The organism is Sporosarcina sp. SAFN-010 (assembly GCF_059415065.1).
Genome location: NZ_JBPFDS010000001.1, coordinates 145,992 through 165,039 on the forward strand (window position 1 = coordinate 145,992; position 19,048 = coordinate 165,039).

At 42.8% G+C, this 19,048-nt stretch carries 21 protein-coding genes and 1 other annotated feature; all 21 genes read right to left on the minus strand.

All coding sequences use genetic code 11. The features are described 5' to 3' along the window. Window positions 1-8: 8 nt before the first annotated feature. On the minus strand, window positions 9-1,322 hold the full coding sequence (locus ACR65F_RS00725; RefSeq protein ID WP_440502790.1) for a solute carrier family 23 protein: 1,314 nt from the start codon (window positions 1,320-1,322) through the stop codon (window positions 9-11). Between the two features lie 28 nt (window positions 1,323-1,350). Beyond that, complete coding sequence (pyrR, locus tag ACR65F_RS00730) at window positions 1,351-1,893, minus strand: bifunctional pyr operon transcriptional regulator/uracil phosphoribosyltransferase PyrR (protein WP_025785123.1); 543 nt, start codon at window positions 1,891-1,893, stop codon at window positions 1,351-1,353. A 266-nt stretch (window positions 1,894-2,159) separates the two neighbouring features. Further along, entirely contained in the window at window positions 2,160-3,074 is a 915-nt protein-coding gene (locus ACR65F_RS00735; RefSeq protein WP_039041871.1) for an RluA family pseudouridine synthase, read from the minus strand. After that, window positions 3,074-3,553: a signal peptidase II gene (lspA, locus tag ACR65F_RS00740; protein ID WP_440502792.1), complete on the minus strand. Its 480-nt coding sequence runs from the start codon at window positions 3,551-3,553 to the stop codon at window positions 3,074-3,076. Before lspA ends, ACR65F_RS00735 begins: the two co-directional genes overlap by 1 nt. Window positions 3,554-3,684: 131 nt before the next feature. Further along, complete coding sequence (ileS, locus tag ACR65F_RS00745) at window positions 3,685-6,441, minus strand: isoleucine--tRNA ligase (RefSeq protein ID WP_440502794.1); 2,757 nt, start codon at window positions 6,439-6,441, stop codon at window positions 3,685-3,687. A gap of 115 nt (window positions 6,442-6,556) precedes the next feature. Beyond that, window positions 6,557-6,773 (minus strand) — a binding site (T-box leader). 52 nt (window positions 6,774-6,825) lie between these two features. Then, window positions 6,826-7,332, minus strand: a complete 507-nt coding sequence (locus tag ACR65F_RS00750) for a DivIVA domain-containing protein (RefSeq protein ID WP_025785128.1) — start codon at window positions 7,330-7,332, stop codon at window positions 6,826-6,828. 88 nt (window positions 7,333-7,420) lie between these two features. Beyond that, window positions 7,421-8,197 (minus strand): YlmH family RNA-binding protein, encoded by a 777-nt coding sequence (locus ACR65F_RS00755; RefSeq protein WP_440502796.1) that lies wholly within the window; start codon window positions 8,195-8,197, stop codon window positions 7,421-7,423. A 75-nt stretch (window positions 8,198-8,272) separates the two neighbouring features. Continuing rightward, complete coding sequence (locus ACR65F_RS00760; protein WP_039041867.1) at window positions 8,273-8,557, minus strand: YggT family protein; 285 nt, start codon at window positions 8,555-8,557, stop codon at window positions 8,273-8,275. 19 nt (window positions 8,558-8,576) lie between these two features. Next, a complete protein-coding gene (locus ACR65F_RS00765; protein WP_039041866.1) occupies window positions 8,577-9,053 on the minus strand; it encodes a cell division protein SepF in 477 nt (158 codons plus the stop codon). Next, window positions 9,050-9,742, minus strand: a complete 693-nt coding sequence (locus ACR65F_RS00770; RefSeq protein ID WP_440502799.1) for a YggS family pyridoxal phosphate-dependent enzyme — start codon at window positions 9,740-9,742, stop codon at window positions 9,050-9,052. Before ACR65F_RS00770 ends, ACR65F_RS00765 begins: the two co-directional genes overlap by 4 nt. A gap of 68 nt (window positions 9,743-9,810) precedes the next feature. Continuing rightward, complete coding sequence (locus tag ACR65F_RS00775; RefSeq protein ID WP_039041864.1) at window positions 9,811-10,056, minus strand: PRC-barrel domain-containing protein; 246 nt, start codon at window positions 10,054-10,056, stop codon at window positions 9,811-9,813. 78 nt (window positions 10,057-10,134) lie between these two features. Continuing rightward, window positions 10,135-10,920, minus strand: coding sequence for an RNA polymerase sporulation sigma factor SigG (sigG, locus tag ACR65F_RS00780; RefSeq protein WP_039041863.1), 786 nt, complete (start codon window positions 10,918-10,920; stop codon window positions 10,135-10,137). A 93-nt stretch (window positions 10,921-11,013) separates the two neighbouring features. Beyond that, window positions 11,014-11,724: an RNA polymerase sporulation sigma factor SigE gene (gene sigE / locus ACR65F_RS00785; RefSeq protein WP_025785135.1), complete on the minus strand. Its 711-nt coding sequence runs from the start codon at window positions 11,722-11,724 to the stop codon at window positions 11,014-11,016. Then, window positions 11,714-12,574: a sigma-E processing peptidase SpoIIGA gene (locus tag ACR65F_RS00790; protein ID WP_440502801.1), complete on the minus strand. Its 861-nt coding sequence runs from the start codon at window positions 12,572-12,574 to the stop codon at window positions 11,714-11,716. The genes sigE and ACR65F_RS00790 overlap by 11 nt, the downstream gene beginning before the upstream one ends. A 150-nt stretch (window positions 12,575-12,724) precedes the next feature. Further along, window positions 12,725-13,903: a cell division protein FtsZ gene (ftsZ, locus tag ACR65F_RS00795; RefSeq protein ID WP_440502803.1), complete on the minus strand. Its 1,179-nt coding sequence runs from the start codon at window positions 13,901-13,903 to the stop codon at window positions 12,725-12,727. Window positions 13,904-13,947: 44 nt separating this feature from the next. Beyond that, on the minus strand, window positions 13,948-15,225 hold the full coding sequence (gene ftsA, locus ACR65F_RS00800) for a cell division protein FtsA (RefSeq protein WP_039041861.1): 1,278 nt from the start codon (window positions 15,223-15,225) through the stop codon (window positions 13,948-13,950). Between the two features lie 91 nt (window positions 15,226-15,316). Further along, a complete protein-coding gene (locus ACR65F_RS00805; protein WP_025785139.1) occupies window positions 15,317-15,688 on the minus strand; it encodes a small basic family protein in 372 nt (123 codons plus the stop codon). 2 nt (window positions 15,689-15,690) lie between these two features. Next, window positions 15,691-16,404, minus strand: a complete 714-nt coding sequence (locus ACR65F_RS00810) for a DUF881 domain-containing protein (RefSeq protein ID WP_440502804.1) — start codon at window positions 16,402-16,404, stop codon at window positions 15,691-15,693. A gap of 29 nt (window positions 16,405-16,433) precedes the next feature. After that, window positions 16,434-17,195 (minus strand): DUF881 domain-containing protein, encoded by a 762-nt coding sequence (locus ACR65F_RS00815; protein ID WP_039041859.1) that lies wholly within the window; start codon window positions 17,193-17,195, stop codon window positions 16,434-16,436. Beyond that, a complete protein-coding gene (locus ACR65F_RS00820; RefSeq protein WP_440502805.1) occupies window positions 17,140-17,955 on the minus strand; it encodes a cell division protein FtsQ/DivIB in 816 nt (271 codons plus the stop codon). Before ACR65F_RS00820 ends, ACR65F_RS00815 begins: the two co-directional genes overlap by 56 nt. Window positions 17,956-17,975: 20 nt before the next feature. Next, window positions 17,976-19,028: a putative lipid II flippase FtsW gene (ftsW, locus tag ACR65F_RS00825; protein WP_440502806.1), complete on the minus strand. Its 1,053-nt coding sequence runs from the start codon at window positions 19,026-19,028 to the stop codon at window positions 17,976-17,978. Window positions 19,029-19,048 lie beyond the last annotated feature (20 nt).

A 19,048-nucleotide genomic window follows, 5' to 3' on the forward strand; every position in this document is an offset into this window, starting at 1 on the left:
TAACGTATTTAGTTGTCTTTATCTACAAGCAATGGTTCGTCTTCAACATCATCCAACGTGTTCTTCTCACGACCTGGAAGTACTAAGTTCAGCACTACACCAACAATTGCCGCTAATGCCATTCCTTCGATATGGAAGGTTTCGCTAAAGTTGATGGATGCACCACCGATTCCAATGACGAGAATGACCGATGTGATAACTAGATTCCGCTGTTTGTCGAAATCCACTTGATGATCGACGAGCATGCGTAATCCGGATGATGCGATAATCCCGAAGAGCAGGATTGAAATTCCACCAAGAACAGCTGTTGGGATGGTTGAAATGAGTGCCATGACTTTCCCCATGAAGGAGAACAGAATCGCAAACACTGCAGCTCCCACGATGACATAGACACTGTATACTCTTGTTATCGCCATGACTCCGATGTTTTCACCGTAAGTCGTTTTCGGCGGACCACCGAGCACTCCACTTATCAATGTTCCTAGTCCATCGCCGAGCAACGAACGATTCAGTCCTGGATCGCGGATGAAGTCACGTTCCACTACTTTCCCAAGTACGAGCTGGTGACCGATATGCTCTGAAATCGTCACAATCGCAATCGGAACCATGACAAACAACAAAGTTGGTGTTACAACAAAGTCATAATCGACTCCTGGTATTAAGAATTCTGGAACTGCAAACCACTTCGCATCAAGTACTGGCTGGAAGTTCAAAATGCCGATTGCAGCTGAGTAAAAGTAGCCTATGATAATCCCAATCAAGACCGGCATCAAGCTGATGACACCTCTGAAGAACATGAGGCAAATGATTGCTGACGCCAATGTGACGAGAGCTGCTGAGAAATGAAGAAGACTGTAAGTTGACACTCCGTTAACATCGATACGACTTGCCATACCAACCGCAGTTGGTGCTACTGCGAGACCGATGACCATGATAACGGGTCCCACAACGACTGGAGGTAGAATATTCATGATCCAGTTATGACCTGTCTTCCATATTAGAAGGGACACAATCGCGTAAACGAGTGCTACGAACATACTTCCGATCATCGCACTACCGATGCCCCCAGTTTCAGTAGCAACTGTAATCGGGACAATGAAAGCGAATGAAGATCCTAGATAAGCTGGAACTTTACCTTGTGTGACGACTACAAAGATGAGTGTTGCAATACCACTCGTGAGTAATGCGATTGCTGGGCTAAGTCCAACGAGTTGTGGGACTAGAATTGTTGCCCCGAACATGGCGAACATGTGCTGGAGACTTAATGCAAGCCATTTACCGGCTGCGGGTTTTTCGTGAATATCCAATACTTTTTCTGCCATAGTCTGTGCGCCTCCAAGCTATTTTCAATTATCTAGAGTGAATGGTGACGCTGTCTTCTGAATCTGTTTCGACTAAGTTTACAACTACTTTTTCCTCACTTGAAGTAGGAATGTTTTTTCCGACGAAGTCCGGTCGAATCGGAAGTTCACGATGTCCACGATCTACCAAAACTCCGAGTTGGATAGACGAAGGTCTTCCTAAGTCCATGACCGCATCCATTGCCGCTCGCACTGTTCGTCCTGTATAGAGGACATCATCGATCAGGACTACCTTTTCATCTGTTAAGCTGTAGTTGATGTCTACTTGTTTAACAAGCGGTTCTTTGTTTTCGTATTTCAGGCCTAGATCATCGCGGTATAAAGAAATATCAAGTTCACCGATGCGGATAGGCTTGCCTTCGATCTGTTCGATTTTTTCTGCAAGTCGGTTTGCAAGGAAAGCTCCCCTTGTTTTGATGCCGACTAGAATACAATGATCGATGCCTTTGTTACGTTCAATGATTTCATGTGCGATGCGGGTGAGTGCTCTGTTGATGGCACTTTCATCCAAAATATTAGCTTTTTCTGCCATGTCAAACGCCTCCTTCAGCTTTTGAATAATGCTTAATACATGGTATTCCCTTTAACTACAAATATTTTCTTCCAAAAAGCGTTCCATACAAAAAACCTTCCGGCCGTCTTTCGGGCAGGAAGGTTTGCGTGCGTGAATACAATCCAGCAGTCTGCGCTCGCAAGCGTGACTCTGAACAACGTGCATCCTTCCCAACCTCTCTGGATTGGCGTTAAAGGTTCGCTATGAAGTTTCTACAACAAGCATACAGCTTGAAATTCTATCCGTCAACCTTTTTTGGATTTCATTTCACTCAGCAACTGTTCGAAGTCGTCTGGCAGTGGCGCTTTAAATTCCATATACTCTTCCGTCACTGGATGTACAAATCCTAGTGTTCCTGCATGAAGAACTTGACCATCAAAATCGATGGTTCTTTTCGGACCGTATTTCGGATCTCCTGCAAGTGGGTGACCGATATATTTCATATGGACACGAATCTGATGGGTTCTACCTGTTTCCAAGCGGCACTCCACGAGTGTAAATTCCCCGAATCGCTCCAGCACTTTAAAGTGAGTAACAGCATGTTTGCCATTGTTCTCGACTGACATGCTTTGGCGATCTTTCTGGTTTCTTCCGATAGGCGCATCGATTGTACCGTTATCGTGAGGAATATGGCCATGAACGAGTGCTGTATAAACGCGTGTCACGGATTTCTCCACAAGCTGATTAACGAGTGACGTATGCGCTTTATCATTTTTAGCAACCATGAGTAATCCTGACGTATCTTTATCGATACGGTGTACAATACCCGGTCTCATGATGCCATTGATGCCTGACAAGTCTGTGCAATGGTGCATAAGCCCGTTCACAAGTGTTCCTGTCGTATGTCCAGGAGCCGGATGGACTACCATGCCACTTCTCTTGTTTACAACTAGCACATCACTATCCTCATAGACAATCTCAAGATTTAGATCTTCAGCAGGCATATTGAGTTCTTCCGGCTCCGGTTCATCGACTGTAAGTGAATCTCCAGACTTCACCTTATAATTCGATTTCACCGCAACACCGTTCACTAAGACAATTCCGTCTTTTACCCATTGCTGAATAAGAGTCCGGGACCAGTCTGCATTTACAGATGCAAGCGCTTTGTCAATCCGTTCTCCTGCTGTCTGTTCTTCTATTACATATTGAAACTGTTCCATTATGTCACCTTATCTTTCTTATTCTTTTTTTCATCTAAGATTAAATGAATGATCACGAGTACGACACCGCATGTCAAGGCTGCATCTGCTACGTTAAATATAGGGAAATCGTAGTTGATGACCGGGATGAGGACGTTGACAAAGTCCACCACTTCGCCTCGCACCATGCGGTCAATAAAGTTACCTACAGCGCCACCAAGCAATAACATTAAACTCCATGCAAACAACGGTTCGTTCTTTCCTTCTTTTTGAAAATAGTAAACGATGCCGATAACGACGACAATCGTAACAATTGCAAATAACCACATTTGACCTTCTAACATGCCCCATGCCGCACCACGATTTCGATGAGACAGCAAGCCTAGATAAGGTTCTATTAAAGGAATTCGTTCGCCGATTTCCATATTTGTAGCAACCAACCATTTTGTCAGCTGATCGACCAAAATGACAAGCGCAGCAATACCATAATAAATGAACAACCCGGTTCCCTCCATCCTGCAGTATCTTGTATAGTTTATCATACCCTAACCCTACACGCGCAACTCTAACAGGTATGAAAGAAAAAAACGCTGCAAGACCCGATAGACGGATTGCAGCGCCTTTTTAACAATTAAGCATAATGATGCGCAACAACGTCTGCGCAACGCTGACACAACTCAGGATAATCAGCGTTTGAACCGACCGTCTCCGAAATTGTCCAGCAACGTTCACACTTTTCTCCAGATGCTTTGTCAACAGCTACTTGACCCGTCGCAAGCGAAACTGCGTTATCCGGCATCTCAGATGCAGCAACAGCGCTGAATTTCGATACAATGAAGAATTGAGCAAAGTCGATTTGTTCTGTTGCAAATAGTGGAGCAAGCTCATCACGGACAGCTACAGTGACATGAGCTTCCAATGATTTACCGATTGTCTTGTTATTGCGTGCTTCTTCCAGCGCTTTCAACACATCGTCACGTACAAGCATCAACTGATCGAACTGAGTACGGAGCTCTGTCGATTCAAGCTCTTTTGCTTCCGGCATATCCGTAAGCTGAATACTCTCTGCCGTTTCGTGCTCCAAGTATGCCCACATTTCGTCCGCTGTGTGTGGCAAGATTGGTGCAACTAGCTTCAATAGTGCTAGAAGTGCATCATACATAACTGTTTGCATCGCACGACGGTGTGGATGATCGACAGCTTCGATGTAGACAACATCTTTCGCGATATCAAGATAGAAGGAGCTCAATGTACCTGTACAGAATGAATTGATGGCATGGTAGACATTCGCAAATTCATATTGCTCGTAAGCCGTTCTCACGTCACGAATCAAATCTTGAAGCTTTACATACACATACTGATCTACCGGGCGTAACTCTTCAAAAGCAACCGTATCTGTTCCTGGTGTGAAATCAGAAGTATTCCCGTGAAGGAAACGGACTGTGTTACGGATTTTACGATACACTTCAGAAACTTGTTTAAAGTTTGAATCGGAAACACGGACATCTGCTGTGTAATCGACTGAAGATACCCAGAGACGTAAAATATCGGCTCCGAATTGGTTAGTTACTTTAGAAGGAAGGATAACATTACCGATCGATTTACTCATCTTGCGTCCTTCACCGTCTAATGTGAATCCGTGGCTCAGCAAGCCTTTATATGGTGCAATTCCGTTAATCGCCACACTTGTCGTCAATGATGAGTTGAACCATCCACGATATTGGTCAGATCCTTCGAGATAGAGATCTGCTGGGTAAGAGAGATCCTCACGCTCCTCAAGAACTCCTTGATGTGTCGAACCGGAGTCGAACCACACGTCCATAATATCCGTTTCTTTCGTAAATGTACCATTCGGGCTTCCTTTATGTGAGAAGTCTTTTGGAAGTAAATCTTTCGTGTCCCACTCAAACCAGATGTTTGAACCATGTTCACGGAACAATGTTGAAATATGATCGATTGTTTCATCTGTGATGATTGGTTCGCCATCTTCTGCATAAAACACAGGAATCGGAACACCCCATACGCGTTGACGTGAAATACACCAGTCACCACGGTCACGGACCATATTGTAGAGACGAGTTTCACCCCAAGATGGCGTGAAGTTCGTTTTACGGATTGCTTCAAGAAGATCGTCACGGAATGTTTCAATCGATGCAAACCATTGCGCAGTTGCACGGTAAATAACCGGCTTTTTCGTACGCCAGTCATGCGGATATGAGTGAGTGAAGAACGAAAGCTTTTCAAGTGCTCCTACTTCTTTCAACTTCTCAGTCACGGCTTTGTTAGCATCTTCATAAAATAATCCTTCAAACAATGGTGCTTCTTCAGTCATCACACCACGGTCGTTGATAGGGGATAAGACGCCGAGACCATATTGTTTCGCTACGTAGAAGTCGTCTTCACCGTGTCCTGGTGCTGTATGAACACAACCAGTACCTGCATCAGCAGTAACGTGTTCGCCAAGCATTACGAGTGATTCACGATCATAAATTGGGTGACTTGCAGTGATACGCTCAAGTTCGCGACCTTTGAATTCACCTGTAGTCGTGTAGTTTTCCCATCCGAGTTCAGTAGCTAGACCCTCAACTAAGTCTTTTGCAACAAGGAACTTTTTACCGTTTGCTTCTGCAATTGTGTAAACAAAGTCTGGGTGTACGGAAATTCCTAAGTTTGCTGGAATTGTCCAAGGCGTTGTTGTCCAGATCAAGATATTGACGTCTGACTCTAATACACCTTTGCCATCACGAACTGGGAAGCTAACATAGATAGATGGTGACTTTTTGTCTTGATACTCAATTTCTGCTTCAGCCAATGCTGTTTCAGAGGATGGTGACCAGTAAACTGGCTTTAATCCTTTATAGATATATCCCTTTTTCGCCATGTCACCGAATACTTTAATTTGTCGTGATTCAAATTCAGGTTTTAGTGTGATATACGGGTTATCCCAATCGCCTCGAACACCTAGACGTTTAAACTGGGTACGCTGGTTGTCGATTTGAGTGAGAGCATAGTCTTTACACATTTCACGGAACTCCGCAATGCTGTGCTCTTTACGCTTTACACCTTTGTTCACAAGTGCTTGTTCAATTGGTAGACCATGTGTGTCCCAGCCTGGAACGTATGGCGCGTGGAAGCCTGTCATAGATTTATGACGTACGATGATGTCTTTGAGCACTTTGTTAAGCGCGTGACCCATGTGAAGGTCACCGTTAGCATATGGAGGTCCGTCATGTAGAATGAACGTCGGTTTTCCCTTTGTTCGTTCCTGAACTTTTGCATACATATTGTCCTTTTCCCACTGTTCTTGCATTTGCGGTTCTTTCGTCGGTAAACCGCCTCTCATAGGAAAGTCAGTTTTCGGCATAAGTAACGTGTCTTTATAATCCATTCCAATTCCTCCTTTGAAATAACAGCTCAATAATGATGGTGTTCCGTTTCGTTACAGTGTTGATACTAAGATTTCTTTGAATAAAAATAAAACATCAAAAAAACCCCGTCCCCATAAAAGGGACGAGGACTGTGCTCGCGATACCACCCTAGTTGTAGCCGTATAGAAATCACGGCTACCTCTCGAACACCGTAACGGGGTGTGCTCCGGGATTGCTGCTGCAATCCGGCTCCAGAGTGATCTTCCTTTCCAACCTGCAATCGGGCTCCCACTATCCCCAACTCGCTACATACAGCCTACTTGGAAAGTACTGTCTCTTTCAATGCCTGTCATTCAATATGAACCATATTATAGGGGCGAACTGGCCTTTAAGTCAAGTGGATGTTACTCCTGATCAGCAGCTGCTTCCAGTTGTTTCGTGTTCTGTTCATAATCGAGAAGTGTATCCCAATCGTCCATCTTCACTAAATCCAGCTGTGCTTCAATTAGCATACGGAAACGGTTGCGGAATACTTTAGATTGTTTTTTCAAATCTTCGATCTCCATTGAAATTTCACGTGAGCGAGATAGCGCTTCGTTAACAATGCGATCCGCATTCTTTTCAGCTTCTTTAATGATGAGCTTGGATTCTTGTGTAGAATTTCTACGAACATCCTCTGCTGCTTCTTGAGCTATCATAATTGATTTCTGTAATGTTTCTTCGATTGCATTGAAATGCGCCACTTGTTCTTCTGTTTCTTTCAGTTTACGCGTCAATTCTCTGTTTTCATCAAGCAAGTTTTCATAATCTTTCATGAGTTGCTCGAGGAATTCGTTCACTTCATCTTCATCGTAGCCACGCCATCTGCTTCCGAATGTTTTATTATGTATATCAATTGGTGTAAGCGCCATGCGAGTCTCTCCCCTTTTGATGTTCGTTATTCGTTATATCGTTGACTATAACAGAAAATAGACTTTTTCTAAAGTCTGTCCATAAAAATCATTCCAACTTCCCAGTAACCAATCGGATTTTATCCTTCTTAGTCCTACCTTCAATTGCGATTACTTTATATCGACCATACCCTCTAATTGAAAGCACATCAGATTCATTTAACTCAAACGATGGCTGATCCACCACACGCCAATTCACTTTTACTTTACCTCCATGAATGTACGTCGAAGATTTCTGCCTTGCAACATTTAATAATGAAGCAATGACCGTATCTAGTCGAAGAGAACTAATGACTTGCGTTTCTTCGGTCCAAGCTTCTTCAAGCGCAATCCAACCTTCATGATCTGACAACTCTGTAAGATGAATCTTTGCTTTGCCAGCTGAAGTAAAATTAGCAGTGAGGTACGTACTCAGCTCCATTACAGTCGCGAGTTGCACATCTCCGTCTTTTAAACGAATGTCGCCAAATTTTGCCCGATCCAAACCATGTCCCATTAACGCACCAAGAATCTCAGGATGTTCTAACGTCAAGAACTTGGAAGCGTAACGAACGTCGAATACAGATATTTGGAAATCTTGGCGCGTAGGTTCATAATAATCAGGATAGATGAGCACCCTTTTTCGCTCAGCTCCAACAAAACCTCCATCTTCAGCAACAAGCAAGCCGCTCCCCTTAACGACGGATTCCACAATAAAACGCTGACGCGGATCAAGAAAATCGGTCAATTTAGGTGAGTATAAATCCTCGACCTCTCTCGCCCAGTCCATCACCATTTCTATAAAAGGCTGCTCTTCTTTTCTAAAGTGTTGTAAGATGCCATCCATTGTACTGGTCTCCTTATAGAAAAATCCCCACAGCGTGAGGATTGGTTCAACGAAATGATTGTTCAGTTCAGAACATTAAAGCATACGTAAAAGGAAATTAAATACCGGTGCTAATCCTTCGCCGATTAGCCGCAAAGCAATCAAAGCAACAATAGGGGAAATATCAATCATTCCAAGAGGTGGAATGAAGTTTCGGAAAAATCCTAAATATGGTTCTGTAATCTTTTCAAGAATTCTACCGAACTTAGTTTCTCTGGAAGCCGGTACCCACGACATCAAGATATAGATGACGAGCAAAATAGAATAAATGGAAAGTGCATACGTAATTACATTATAAAGCTGGATTAATAATTGTGCCATTACTGTCGGTACACCTCATTTAGTTTCTTTCGTTCAAATAGTCGGAGATTGAACCATTCACTTCTACGTTTTCCGGAACGCAAAGGAAAATATCTGTGCCGATTCGTTGAATGTCTCCATTTAATGCATAAACCGCACCACTCAGGAAATCTACGATCCGTATTCCTTGTTCGCGATCAATACGTTGTAAATTAACAATAACTGCACGTTTGTTAGTCAGATGTTCTGATATATCTTGAGCTTCAGCATAGACACGAGGTTCCACTAAAATAACCTTTGACGACTTTTGGACGCTTTGCAGGCTCACAATGTTCCCGGCAGTCTGAGGTTCTTTGCGATTTTGTTTTGGCAAGGGAGCATTTTTCATCGAGGATTGTTTACTTGGCTTCCTCTCTGGTTGTGTCGGAGCAACTTGTTGCTTTGCCGCTGTTTCTTGCGCCGCTGCCTCTTCTTCGTCAAGGTAAAACCATTTTTCGAATTTGTTTTTAATACTCATTCGTCTCCCTCGCTCTCTGAACCGACGAGTGCAGTCCCGATTCGCACATGGGTTGCGCCCTCTTCGATTGCAATACTGTAATCATTCGACATCCCCATGGATAATTTGGTTAACGGTGCGTGTTGCATCTTTTTAGCCGCAAGTTCATCTCGCAGTTCCCGCAAACCTCTAAAAACTTCTCGGATTGTATCTTGATCTTCAGTCAATGGAGCCATAGTCATAAGACCAATCACTCTTATTTTGTCAAAATCTTTCAATGCCTCAATAAATCCTAATGTCTCAGCTGGCGACAATCCTGATTTAGAATCTTCAAAAGAAACGTTAACTTGTACGAAACAGTCAACTGGTTCAACAGCACGTTTCTGAATTTCTTTTGCTAAGCTCAATCGATCCAATGAATGCAGATAATCAATGCGCTCAATAATTTCTTTCACTTTACGACTTTGCACACTTCCGATGAAATGCCAAACAGCCCCTTGAGGAATCGCATGTTGCTTATTAAGAAGTCCTTCAGGTCGGTTCTCACCTAAATGGATGATCCCTTCGTCCAATACGTTCTGTGTACGTTCTTCAGACACTTGTTTTGTGACTGCAATAACCGTAACTTCATCACGAGTTCTACCAACACGCTCACACGCCTGACAGATTGTTTCTTCGATGGTATTTATCCGTTGCTGTAATGGTTTCATCTTGATCACTACTTTTCTCGATACTTTGTTCTATTGTATCAAGCGGCCACTTAGTTATCAACGATTAGTCACTTTTTAGGCTCTTTCTTTTTAATTAGTACAATATCCTTTCCAATTGTCACAACTTCATCGTAACCAAACTGCTTTTGGTCTTTCACACGCATTTCCATAAACAAAGACCGTTCCGTATCACCGATATGAAGCGTATCAATTTTCCCTTTCGTTATATCGATCGCCGCATCTTGAATGAATCCAAGAAATTTCCCGCGTTGCATATCAATCACTTCTTTTTTTTGAAATTCTGAAAAGCGCATAGAAATCCCCCTTTTCCATATTCTATGCAGATAGGCGCACAAAAAAAACGCAATGCGGTAATCGCATTGCGTCCTATATTAATTACTTTGTTCCATTCCTTCACGAATTTGAGCGATTGCTTGCTTCTCCAATCGAGATATTTGAGCCTGTGAAATTCCTAGCTCTCGGGCAATTTCAGTCTGTGTTTGTCCAAGGTAGAACCGCTTCGACAAAATCAGTTGCTGACGATCATCCAGTCCCGTCATAGTTTCCTTCATCGACACATAAGTTGACCAGCGCTCTTCCGATACAGTTTTGTCATGTAGCTGATCCATCATATACACTGGGTCTCCTCCTTCACCATTCATCGGTTCATGGAGGGACATAGGATCTTGTATCGCATCGAGTGCAAATAAGATATCCTCTTCTGGAATGTCTGTCATTTTAGCTAAGTCTGATATTCTTGGTTCCTTTTGGTGTTCATTGATGAATTCCTCTTTTGCACGGATTGCTTTATATGCAATATCTCGGAGCGAGCGTGACACTCGAACGGAATGATGATCTCTCAAATGTCGCTTGATTTCTCCGACAATCATCGGAACTGCATATGTCGAAAATCGGACATTGTGTTTTAAATCAAAGTTGTCAATCGACTTAAGCAGTCCCACACATCCTACTTGAAACAAATCATCTGCTTGTTCCCCACGATAGGCAAATCGTTGCACAAGGCTTAGGACGAGGCGCAAATTCGCTGTTACGAGTTCGTCTCTAGCTGATTCATCCCCACTTTGCAACCGGATGAAAGTCTCTTTCATGACATCACTCGTCAGAAGCGGCAAAGTAGATGTATCGATACCGCAAATTTCCACTCTTGTACGTACCATCTGAATTCCTCCGTATTCTGTAGATGACTGTACGAGATAGCTTATCCTCTGAGTGGAGTTCTATGCGGTTTTCGGTAACGCCAATTTCAACCATTATGCGATTGGATGATTCAATTGCTCTCGAAGTTCCGAAATGATCTTTTTCTCTAAACGGGAAATATAAGATTGTGAAATACCGAGTAAATCTGCAACTTCCTTTTGGGTCATCTCAATCTTTCCTGTTAACCCGAATCTACATTCCATAATATGACGCTCTCGATCACTAAGAGTCGTTACGGCATCTATCATATGCTGACGTTCGATTTTCTTTTCAACATCATCTGTAATAATATCTTCATCAGTCCCTAAAATGTCGGACAGCAATAGCTCGTTCCCATCTGCATCAGAGTTCAGTGGTTCGTCAAAAGAAATCTCAGAACGTGTCCGATTGGTTTTTCGTAAATGCATTAAGATTTCGTTTTCAATACAACGCGATGCGTACGTTGCCAACTTAATATTTTTATCACTTTTGAATGTTTCAATTGCTTTAATAAGTCCTATTGCCCCAATGCTGATTAAATCTTCAATATGCGTATTCGTATTATCGAAGCGGCGAGCAATGTAAACGACTAGACGCAAATTTTTCTCTATAAGCCGATCTCTAGCTTGTTGGTCACCTGCCATATATGCAGCAATAGTTTCCGCTTCTTCTTCTCTAGTCAGAGGTTTCGGTAACGATTCATGCCCCCCAATATAGTAGGTCCCATTTTTCTTTTTAAATATTCCTGCAAGAACGGATAGCCATTTTTTCAATTCATGTAGCATGAAGCATTCCCCTTTCTTCTTCTCTAGTTTCCAAGGCAGATACATGCAAGATAGCAGATGCATTGTGTGGATAACGTGCATCGTCAGCCGTTAAAACAATATAACCTTTTTCAAGTAGACGATTTCCTTCCAGTTCCCAATCGTCAAATCTAATTCCTACCGCCCAATTCGCTCCTTCGACAGTTTGAATTCGAATAAGACGTAAATCCTTCCTGTATTGTTCAGGAAATTGGGTGATATCCGGAATAACGCCTTGTGCATTTCCAATTTGCTGTAAACTCTCAAAGAATTCATCTGGAATAATTGGTTTTAGAGCCCGTAATGAGACAAAATGGACAGCATCATTGGATAATGGCTCTGTACAACTATTGCCTGTATCGATGAATACATGAAGAGGTATAGAGGAGCCGAAAAGATGTAAGTGCGAACTACAAGCAAACTCTGAAAATCGGCTAATTTTACGAACATCGAGCCATTTAACTTTTACAATTTGAAGACAGCAATAGGCAAGAGCTACATAGATAATCAATCGATATTGAAAATCTTGCCCCCATTGGCTAAATGGAAGTGCCGATAGCAACCCTCCTGCTAAAAATGCACCGATTAGCACTAAACCCACTGATGATTTCCAGAGTCGCGCAGAAAAACCGAATGCACAGCCTGTCATGATTGCAAACGCAGAAAACGAAGCAATGATGGAACCAGGGAAAGCAACGGCTGGGATTGCTCCTGCAAAGGCTGCTAACGCTAATCGTTTTCTGCTGATTTTTGTATTTCCCGTCGCATTCGCAAATGACAGAACTGTATAATTGAAGACCATATTTATGCCGATCATGACTTCCCCATACATAGGCTGTCCTCCTTGTTTGCAAGACTACCATTTTTCCAATACGAGTTTTGTCACTTTACGGTACCTAAGTGAAAGAAAAGTTCGACAGATTGTTCGAAAGAAAAACACAAAAAACCTCCGACTCAATTGCCGGAGGTTTGTACATTTTAATTATTTGCGACGACGATTACGTAAGAACGTAGGAATATCTAAGCCATCGTCTTGTTGGGTCTGTTGCTGACTGCGCACAGGTTCTTGATGAACCGGTTGCTGATGCTGCTGCTCTTCATGACGAATTTGATTGTTTGGAGTCGGATTACTTTGTGGTGCTTGCGTCTCACGTTGACGAATTCCGCCATATCCAGCTGCTCGTGTTCCTCGAACTTGAGTGATTTGCTCATCTGTGAAACCAGTCGCAATGACTGTCACGATGATTTCATCTTTCAAGTCATCGTTAATGACAGAACCGAAGATCATATTCACATCTTCATCGGATGCAGAAGCGACAATATCGGCAGCTTCTTGTACTTCGAATAGACTTAAGTTAGAACCACCGGTAATGTTCATTAACACACCTTTTGCTCCATCGATCGATGTTTCAAGCAAAGGACTCGAAATGGCTTTTTTAGCTGCTTCAGATGCACGGTTTTCACCAGTGGACATCCCGATTCCCATTAAAGCTGATCCCTTATTGGACATGATCGTCTTCACATCGGCAAAGTCCAAGTTAATCAATCCAGGTACAGCGATCAAATCTGAAATACCTTGAACACCTTGACGAAGGACATTATCCGCTTCGCGGAATGCTTCAAGCATTGGTGTGTTTTTGTCTACAATTTCAAGCAATTTATCATTTGGAATGACGATAAGTGTATCGACAGATTCTTTCATTGCTGTAATTCCGCCGATTGCTTGTGTCGAACGTTTACGTCCTTCAAATGTGAATGGACGAGTCACAACACCAACTGTCAACGCTCCAAGATCTTTGGCGATTTGAGCAATGACAGGAGCTGCTCCAGTACCAGTACCGCCCCCCATACCTGCAGTGACAAATACCATATCAGCGCCTCGAAGCGCCTCTTCCAATTGTTCACGGCTTTCTTCTGCAGCCTTCTTACCGACCTCAGGGTTAGCTCCAGCTCCTAAACCTCGTGTCAATTTCCCACCAATTTGAAGTTTCACTTCGGCTTGGGATAAGTTAAGTGCTTGTGCATCCGTGTTCACCGCTATGAACTCTACACCTTGTACTCCATGATCAATCATTCTATTTACTGCGTTATTACCGCCGCCACCAACACCGATTACTTTGATGACTGCAAGCGCTTCAATATTCGTATCAAACTCTAGCATCTCTTCTCCTCCTAATCATTCAACGTCTCATTTGGAACTCGAATTTATTCAAAAAAGCTGTCGAAAAAGCGTTTTGTTTTACCAAGTAATGAATCTTTTTCTTGTTTCGGTTCGTGACTCCTTCTTGCAGCAGGTGCAGCAGCCGTTTCATCATACGCTTGTCCCATTGGTTCAGAGTGACCTTCTCCAAAGAATGTATCCTCCATACTCGCATAACGAATTAGGCCAACAGCTGTTGAGTACATCGGCTCACGTACACCGATATATTCTGGTGTATGGATTCGGACGCGGGTGTTGAGTACATGACGTGCCAGTTGCAAAATGCCATCCATTTTGGTCGTGCCACCAGTCAACACAACACCACCCGGAAGATCCCTGATACCCAAGCGATACAACTCTTCAAGGACAAGCTCAAAGAGTTCCTCGAGCCTTACACCGATAATCTCCGATATGTATTTTTGGCTATACTGATCTTTTGTATCTGCACCAATTACCGGAACTTCAAATAGCTCGTCATCAGATGCATCATCGTAAAATGCATGACCATATTGGTGCTTGATTTTTCTTGCTTGTTCAGTCGGCGTTTTGAGAATAATCGAGAGATCTTTCGTAATATGATCCCCACCGACAGGTAATACTGTCGTCGCGGCGAATCGATTTTCCCAGAACACGGAAACTGTCGTTGAACCGCCACCGATATCGATGAACGCCGTTCCATGATTCATTTCATCTTCTGTTAACGCGAACGTCCCGGAAGCGAGCGGCTGTAAATAGATTTCACGAATGGACAGCCCAGCGCGTTCTACACAACGAAGGATATTGTGCACTAGTGTTTTCGATGTGGTAATCATTGTACCGTCCATTTCTAGACGTACACCGATCATCCCTCTAGGATCTTTTATCTCATCATAATCATCCACGATGAATTGCTTCGGAATGATATTTACAATTTCTCGTTCAGGTGCAACAGACATTACTTGTGCAGACTCCATGACTCGGTCTAAATCGTCGTCAGTAATTTCACGGTTCACAGAGTTTACAGCGACGACACCTTTTACGTCTTGAAGAGTAACACCATTTGATGGGATTCCAAGAACAACCTCTTTAACTTGTAATCCTGTCATCCGTTCTGCTTGTTCTACTGCTTTACGGATAGATTGTACTGTTGCGTCAATGTCCACAATGGATCCTTTACGAATACCGGCAGATTGAACATTGCCTACCCCGATCACATGTAGGGACCCGCCATCCACCTCGCCGATTAGGACTTTGATAGTGGAGGACCCGATGTCGAGTGATACATACATATTTGACTGACTCATCTTTGGCACCTCCCATTGTGACTCTTCTTCCATTCTATTGTATTCTTACTGCATTGTCTAAATATTTTCGCCATCCCCTCTCGAAATCCTCTCATTTTGAAGTATTTGTCGTAGAAACTTTTCGATACTCTGACCATTTAGTGAGTAATACCCGTCGAATAACGGCTAAATTCTGGAATAACCGGACTCCAAATGCAAATATAGCAGCTAAATAAAGATCCACACCTAAGTGTACGCCAAGGAATGCGAGTCCTGCAGCCAGTAATATATTGAAGAAAAATCCTGTGATGAATACTTGATCATCATACACCCTTTGCAAGTGAGCTCGGATGCCTCCAAGCAATGTATCGAGTGCTGCCAATACGGCAATTGACAAATAATTACCGTATTCTTGTGGAATCTGGATATCTGAGAGAAATCCTAGCGATACCCCAAGTATTAACCCCAATATTGGTAACCACATTGTCAGCCCCCCTTTGGCAGTTCTTTGAGAAAGTGATTCTCAAATTTATCGATTCGACCATTTATCGTTACTTCAGATTGAGGTTTTCCAACCTCTAACACAAAATCATCTAAGTAGAAGTCATCGAGAATGGATGAGGATTGTAAAAAGTTATATAACTTTTCACTACTCTCCATATCTGCAGAAAGGATTTTTATTTGAAATGGAGGTAACGACACAGCCAATCCATTCACTGTTGTCTCACCATTTATGTCCCGGATGGCACTTAACCCCGTCACACGTTTTCCATCTATCTCCATGTCAATCCCTTTAAAACGATTCACTTCATTGACAAAGCGCGTCAATAATTCAGGACTCACTTCGTGAAGTGGGGTACCGAATGCAATACTTTCTTCAGAAGGGACGACATCTATTACAATGCCCGCACCCGTTTGGTCTATCATTCCTGCTTGTCCGTATAAATCATGAACCGTATCGGCTAATGCTTTACCTGCACTTGCTCCTTCGGATGCATTGTACTTCCCAATTGTTTTATCCAGTTCACGAACTTCAGTCAATAATTCTGAATGGAGTTTCCGTTCCTTTGCTAACTCGTTTCTGATTGCCCACAAGTCCCGCGTATCTCGCTCTTCCGGCTGCTGAACAGTATTGTACTGTACCGCAACCATAAAACCGACAATGAGCAGGATGAAAGTGAACATCCATTTACGCTTCATACACACTCATCCTCCCTCGTCGGATCGAATTATCCTTGTATATCATCCCGTAGTGCAGGCATGAGAATCTCTTTTCGTTTTTCGATTTTCATCTCAATGTTATCTGATAACAAACTATCCATTACGCCTCCTTTTAGCATCAGCGACGAGTTAAGCGCATTGGAATCCCCTATCGCTTCAACCACGAAAGGAGCAGGATAGGTTTGTCCATCAATTGTAATGACGGGCCCCGTACATTTTATACTGGAGTTCGCATTCAAACGTTGACCATTAATCGAAAGCGCTTGAGCTCCTGCAATTTTAAGTTCGTTGACTACTAATAGAACTTGGCTCTCATGGACAATGTATTCATTCGGATTTTGTTCAGCCGGATCGTAATCTCCATCAGCCAGTTCCACCCGAACCCCTTGTCCGCTTGCTGGAACAACCCCAAGTAGTAACCGGAGACTTTTTGCTTCTTTGACAAGCAAATCATGATTTTCTTCCGTGTCACTTAAAGTTTGTTCAACTTCTGCAATCGTCTTTTGTTTTGATGAAATTTCATCAGTTAGCTGCTTGTTACGTTCTTTTTGTTCGATTAATTCCTCTCGAAACCCCTCTTCTTTCGAATCGATTTGAGAGCGAAGTTGCTGCGTTTCAGACCCTGGACCGAGCGTACGATAGGAAAAGGATAAAATGAAACCAAGCACTAAAAATACGAGGGCATAAGAAATACGGTTATTCCTTTTTTTTCGATCACTCGTCTTCAGACTCACTGTCATCACCTTTTTCTTCGTCCGCATTTTCTTCATCCACTTTACCTTCTTCACTTCCATACAATTTACTATACGGAGTGAAATACGTTCCTACTTCCACGTCAATCACGCCTTTTTCTGAACCATTCAGCTGATTCACAATTTCAGGATAATAAGATAGCTTCTCCGATAGCGTTCCGAGTGAAGCGTGAACTTCATATCCATCATCCATATACAAAATCACGCTGTCACCCTTTGAATCTTCCTGCTCCACAATTTCAGAAACGAGTTGGTAAACTGACTCGTCCAATTCCATAAGCTGTGAGGCTAGAAGTTTTCGAACATCTTCGTCTTCAAATCCATCCACAATCGGAATGTCCACTAAAGGTTTTTCAACAGGCGTGAAAACATCTCCGTTTTCAAGAAGAAGCTCGTATTGTCCTTTTCTATCCATCCACGCTATCGGGCTCCATTCCTTTACCGTAATGTGTACATCACGAAACCATTTCCGAGAAACAGTAGCATCTTGTACACCTTCTACGGCACGAAGACGTTTGGTTGCATCCTCAATACCAAATCCCCATATAGAGTCACCTGAAGAGATCCCAGCTTGTTCTAAATAGAAATTCTTATCATGAAGCACGGAGCCTTCTAGAACGACAGCATCGATTTTACTCGCCTGCGATTGAAAGTAAAGGAGGACGAGGAGGATGGTGACAAATAAGAGTAAAATGATTACAAACTTCCTATTCGTCTTTTTACGACGCTTTTTGCGCATAGACGGAATCCGTTCTTCAATATCGATAACCTTCTCCATTTCCTCCCCCTCCTTTTCACTCAATCTTTCTTTTGTCTAGAAAAATGTAAAATCGTACCTACGGCAAGCCATGTCGTCAGCATCGAAGATCCACCGTAACTGATGAATGGTAAAGTAACACCTGTTACTGGAAGCAGGCCAGAAACAACACCAACATTCAAGAATGTCTGGAAGATAATGATGGATGCCATGCCAGATACAACAAGACATTCTTTCCATCCAGAAGTTCTAATAGCGACCCCGAATGCACCTATAAGTAAACAGACAAACAATAATAAAACAACGGTTGCACCTATAAAGCCAGTCTCTTCTGCAATAATCGAAAAGATAAAATCATTTTGAGGCTCAGGTAAGTACAAATATTTTTGTCTACTATTTCCAAATCCATGTCCCAGCAATCCTCCAGGCGCAATTGCAAAAAGCGATTGGATACCTTGGAAGCCTTTACCTAGCGGGTCACTCCATGGATCGATGTAGGATTTAATGCGGGCTAAACGGTAAGGTGCTGCTGCTATTAACGCAGCGAACGCTCCAACACCAGTTACACCTAACAAAGAAAAGAAAGTGAGAGGATACCCTGCAACAAACAATACGACAAAAGCTGAAACGATCATTATGACGGCTGAACCCAAGTCAGGTTGCATCATAATTAACGCAAAGGGTAATAAGATCAATGCGAAATGACGCCAATCCCAAACTTTCTGGCCCGATTTAGTCTTCATACTCATAGCAAGCTTCCCAATCAAAGCCACTTTCACAAACTCTGCAGGTTGCAAACTGATTGGACCAAATGCAATCCAACTTTGAGAACCATTCCTAACTGCTCCAATTCCTGGAATGAGCACTAACGTTAATAACACGACTGCAACAACATAGAATAACGTCCAAAACCTCTCCGTCGATAAGACCGGGCTTCGCATCATCAAATAGGCAATAGTAATGGATACACCTATGTAAATAAGTTGTTTAAGGGCAAATGGAGCGGCATCAGCATAGCGGATTTCTCCCCAATACGCTGCGGCTGAGTGGACGAAGAGCACACCGATTATCGTGAGAGCTACCGCTGAAAACATAAAGAGCATTCTATACTTTG

Coding starts and splice junctions, on each gene's coding strand:
- ACR65F_RS00725 (WP_440502790.1), bottom strand. CDS start 1,322: ATGGCAGAAAAAGTATTGGATATTCACGAAAAACCCGCAGCCGGTAAA.
- pyrR (WP_025785123.1), bottom strand. CDS start 1,893: ATGGCAGAAAAAGCTAATATTTTGGATGAAAGTGCCATCAACAGAGCA.
- ACR65F_RS00735 (WP_039041871.1), bottom strand. CDS start 3,074: ATGGAACAGTTTCAATATGTAATAGAAGAACAGACAGCAGGAGAACGG.
- ileS (WP_440502794.1), bottom strand. CDS start 6,441: ATGGATTATAAAGACACGTTACTTATGCCGAAAACTGACTTTCCTATG.
- ACR65F_RS00750 (WP_025785128.1), bottom strand. CDS start 7,332: ATGGCGCTTACACCAATTGATATACATAATAAAACATTCGGAAGCAGA.
- ACR65F_RS00755 (WP_440502796.1), bottom strand. CDS start 8,197: ATGGATGGCATCTTACAACACTTTAGAAAAGAAGAGCAGCCTTTTATA.
- ACR65F_RS00760 (WP_039041867.1), bottom strand. CDS start 8,557: ATGGCACAATTATTAATCCAGCTTTATAATGTAATTACGTATGCACTT.
- ACR65F_RS00765 (WP_039041866.1), bottom strand. CDS start 9,053: ATGAGTATTAAAAACAAATTCGAAAAATGGTTTTACCTTGACGAAGAA.
- ACR65F_RS00770 (WP_440502799.1), bottom strand. CDS start 9,742: ATGAAACCATTACAGCAACGGATAAATACCATCGAAGAAACAATCTGT.
- ACR65F_RS00775 (WP_039041864.1), bottom strand. CDS start 10,056: ATGCGCTTTTCAGAATTTCAAAAAAAAGAAGTGATTGATATGCAACGC.
- sigG (WP_039041863.1), bottom strand. CDS start 10,920: ATGGTACGTACAAGAGTGGAAATTTGCGGTATCGATACATCTACTTTG.
- sigE (WP_025785135.1), bottom strand. CDS start 11,724: ATGCTACATGAATTGAAAAAATGGCTATCCGTTCTTGCAGGAATATTT.
- ACR65F_RS00790 (WP_440502801.1), bottom strand. CDS start 12,574: ATGTATGGGGAAGTCATGATCGGCATAAATATGGTCTTCAATTATACA.
- ftsZ (WP_440502803.1), bottom strand. CDS start 13,903: ATGCTAGAGTTTGATACGAATATTGAAGCGCTTGCAGTCATCAAAGTA.
- ftsA (WP_039041861.1), bottom strand. CDS start 15,225: ATGAGTCAGTCAAATATGTATGTATCACTCGACATCGGGTCCTCCACT.
- ACR65F_RS00805 (WP_025785139.1), bottom strand. CDS start 15,688: ATGTGGTTACCAATATTGGGGTTAATACTTGGGGTATCGCTAGGATTT.
- ACR65F_RS00810 (WP_440502804.1), bottom strand. CDS start 16,404: ATGAAGCGTAAATGGATGTTCACTTTCATCCTGCTCATTGTCGGTTTT.
- ACR65F_RS00815 (WP_039041859.1), bottom strand. CDS start 17,195: ATGAAGAAAATGCGGACGAAGAAAAAGGTGATGACAGTGAGTCTGAAG.
- ACR65F_RS00820 (WP_440502805.1), bottom strand. CDS start 17,955: ATGGAGAAGGTTATCGATATTGAAGAACGGATTCCGTCTATGCGCAAA.
- ftsW (WP_440502806.1), bottom strand. CDS start 19,028: ATGTTTTCAGCGGTAGCTCTCACGATAATCGGTGTGCTCTTCGTCCAC.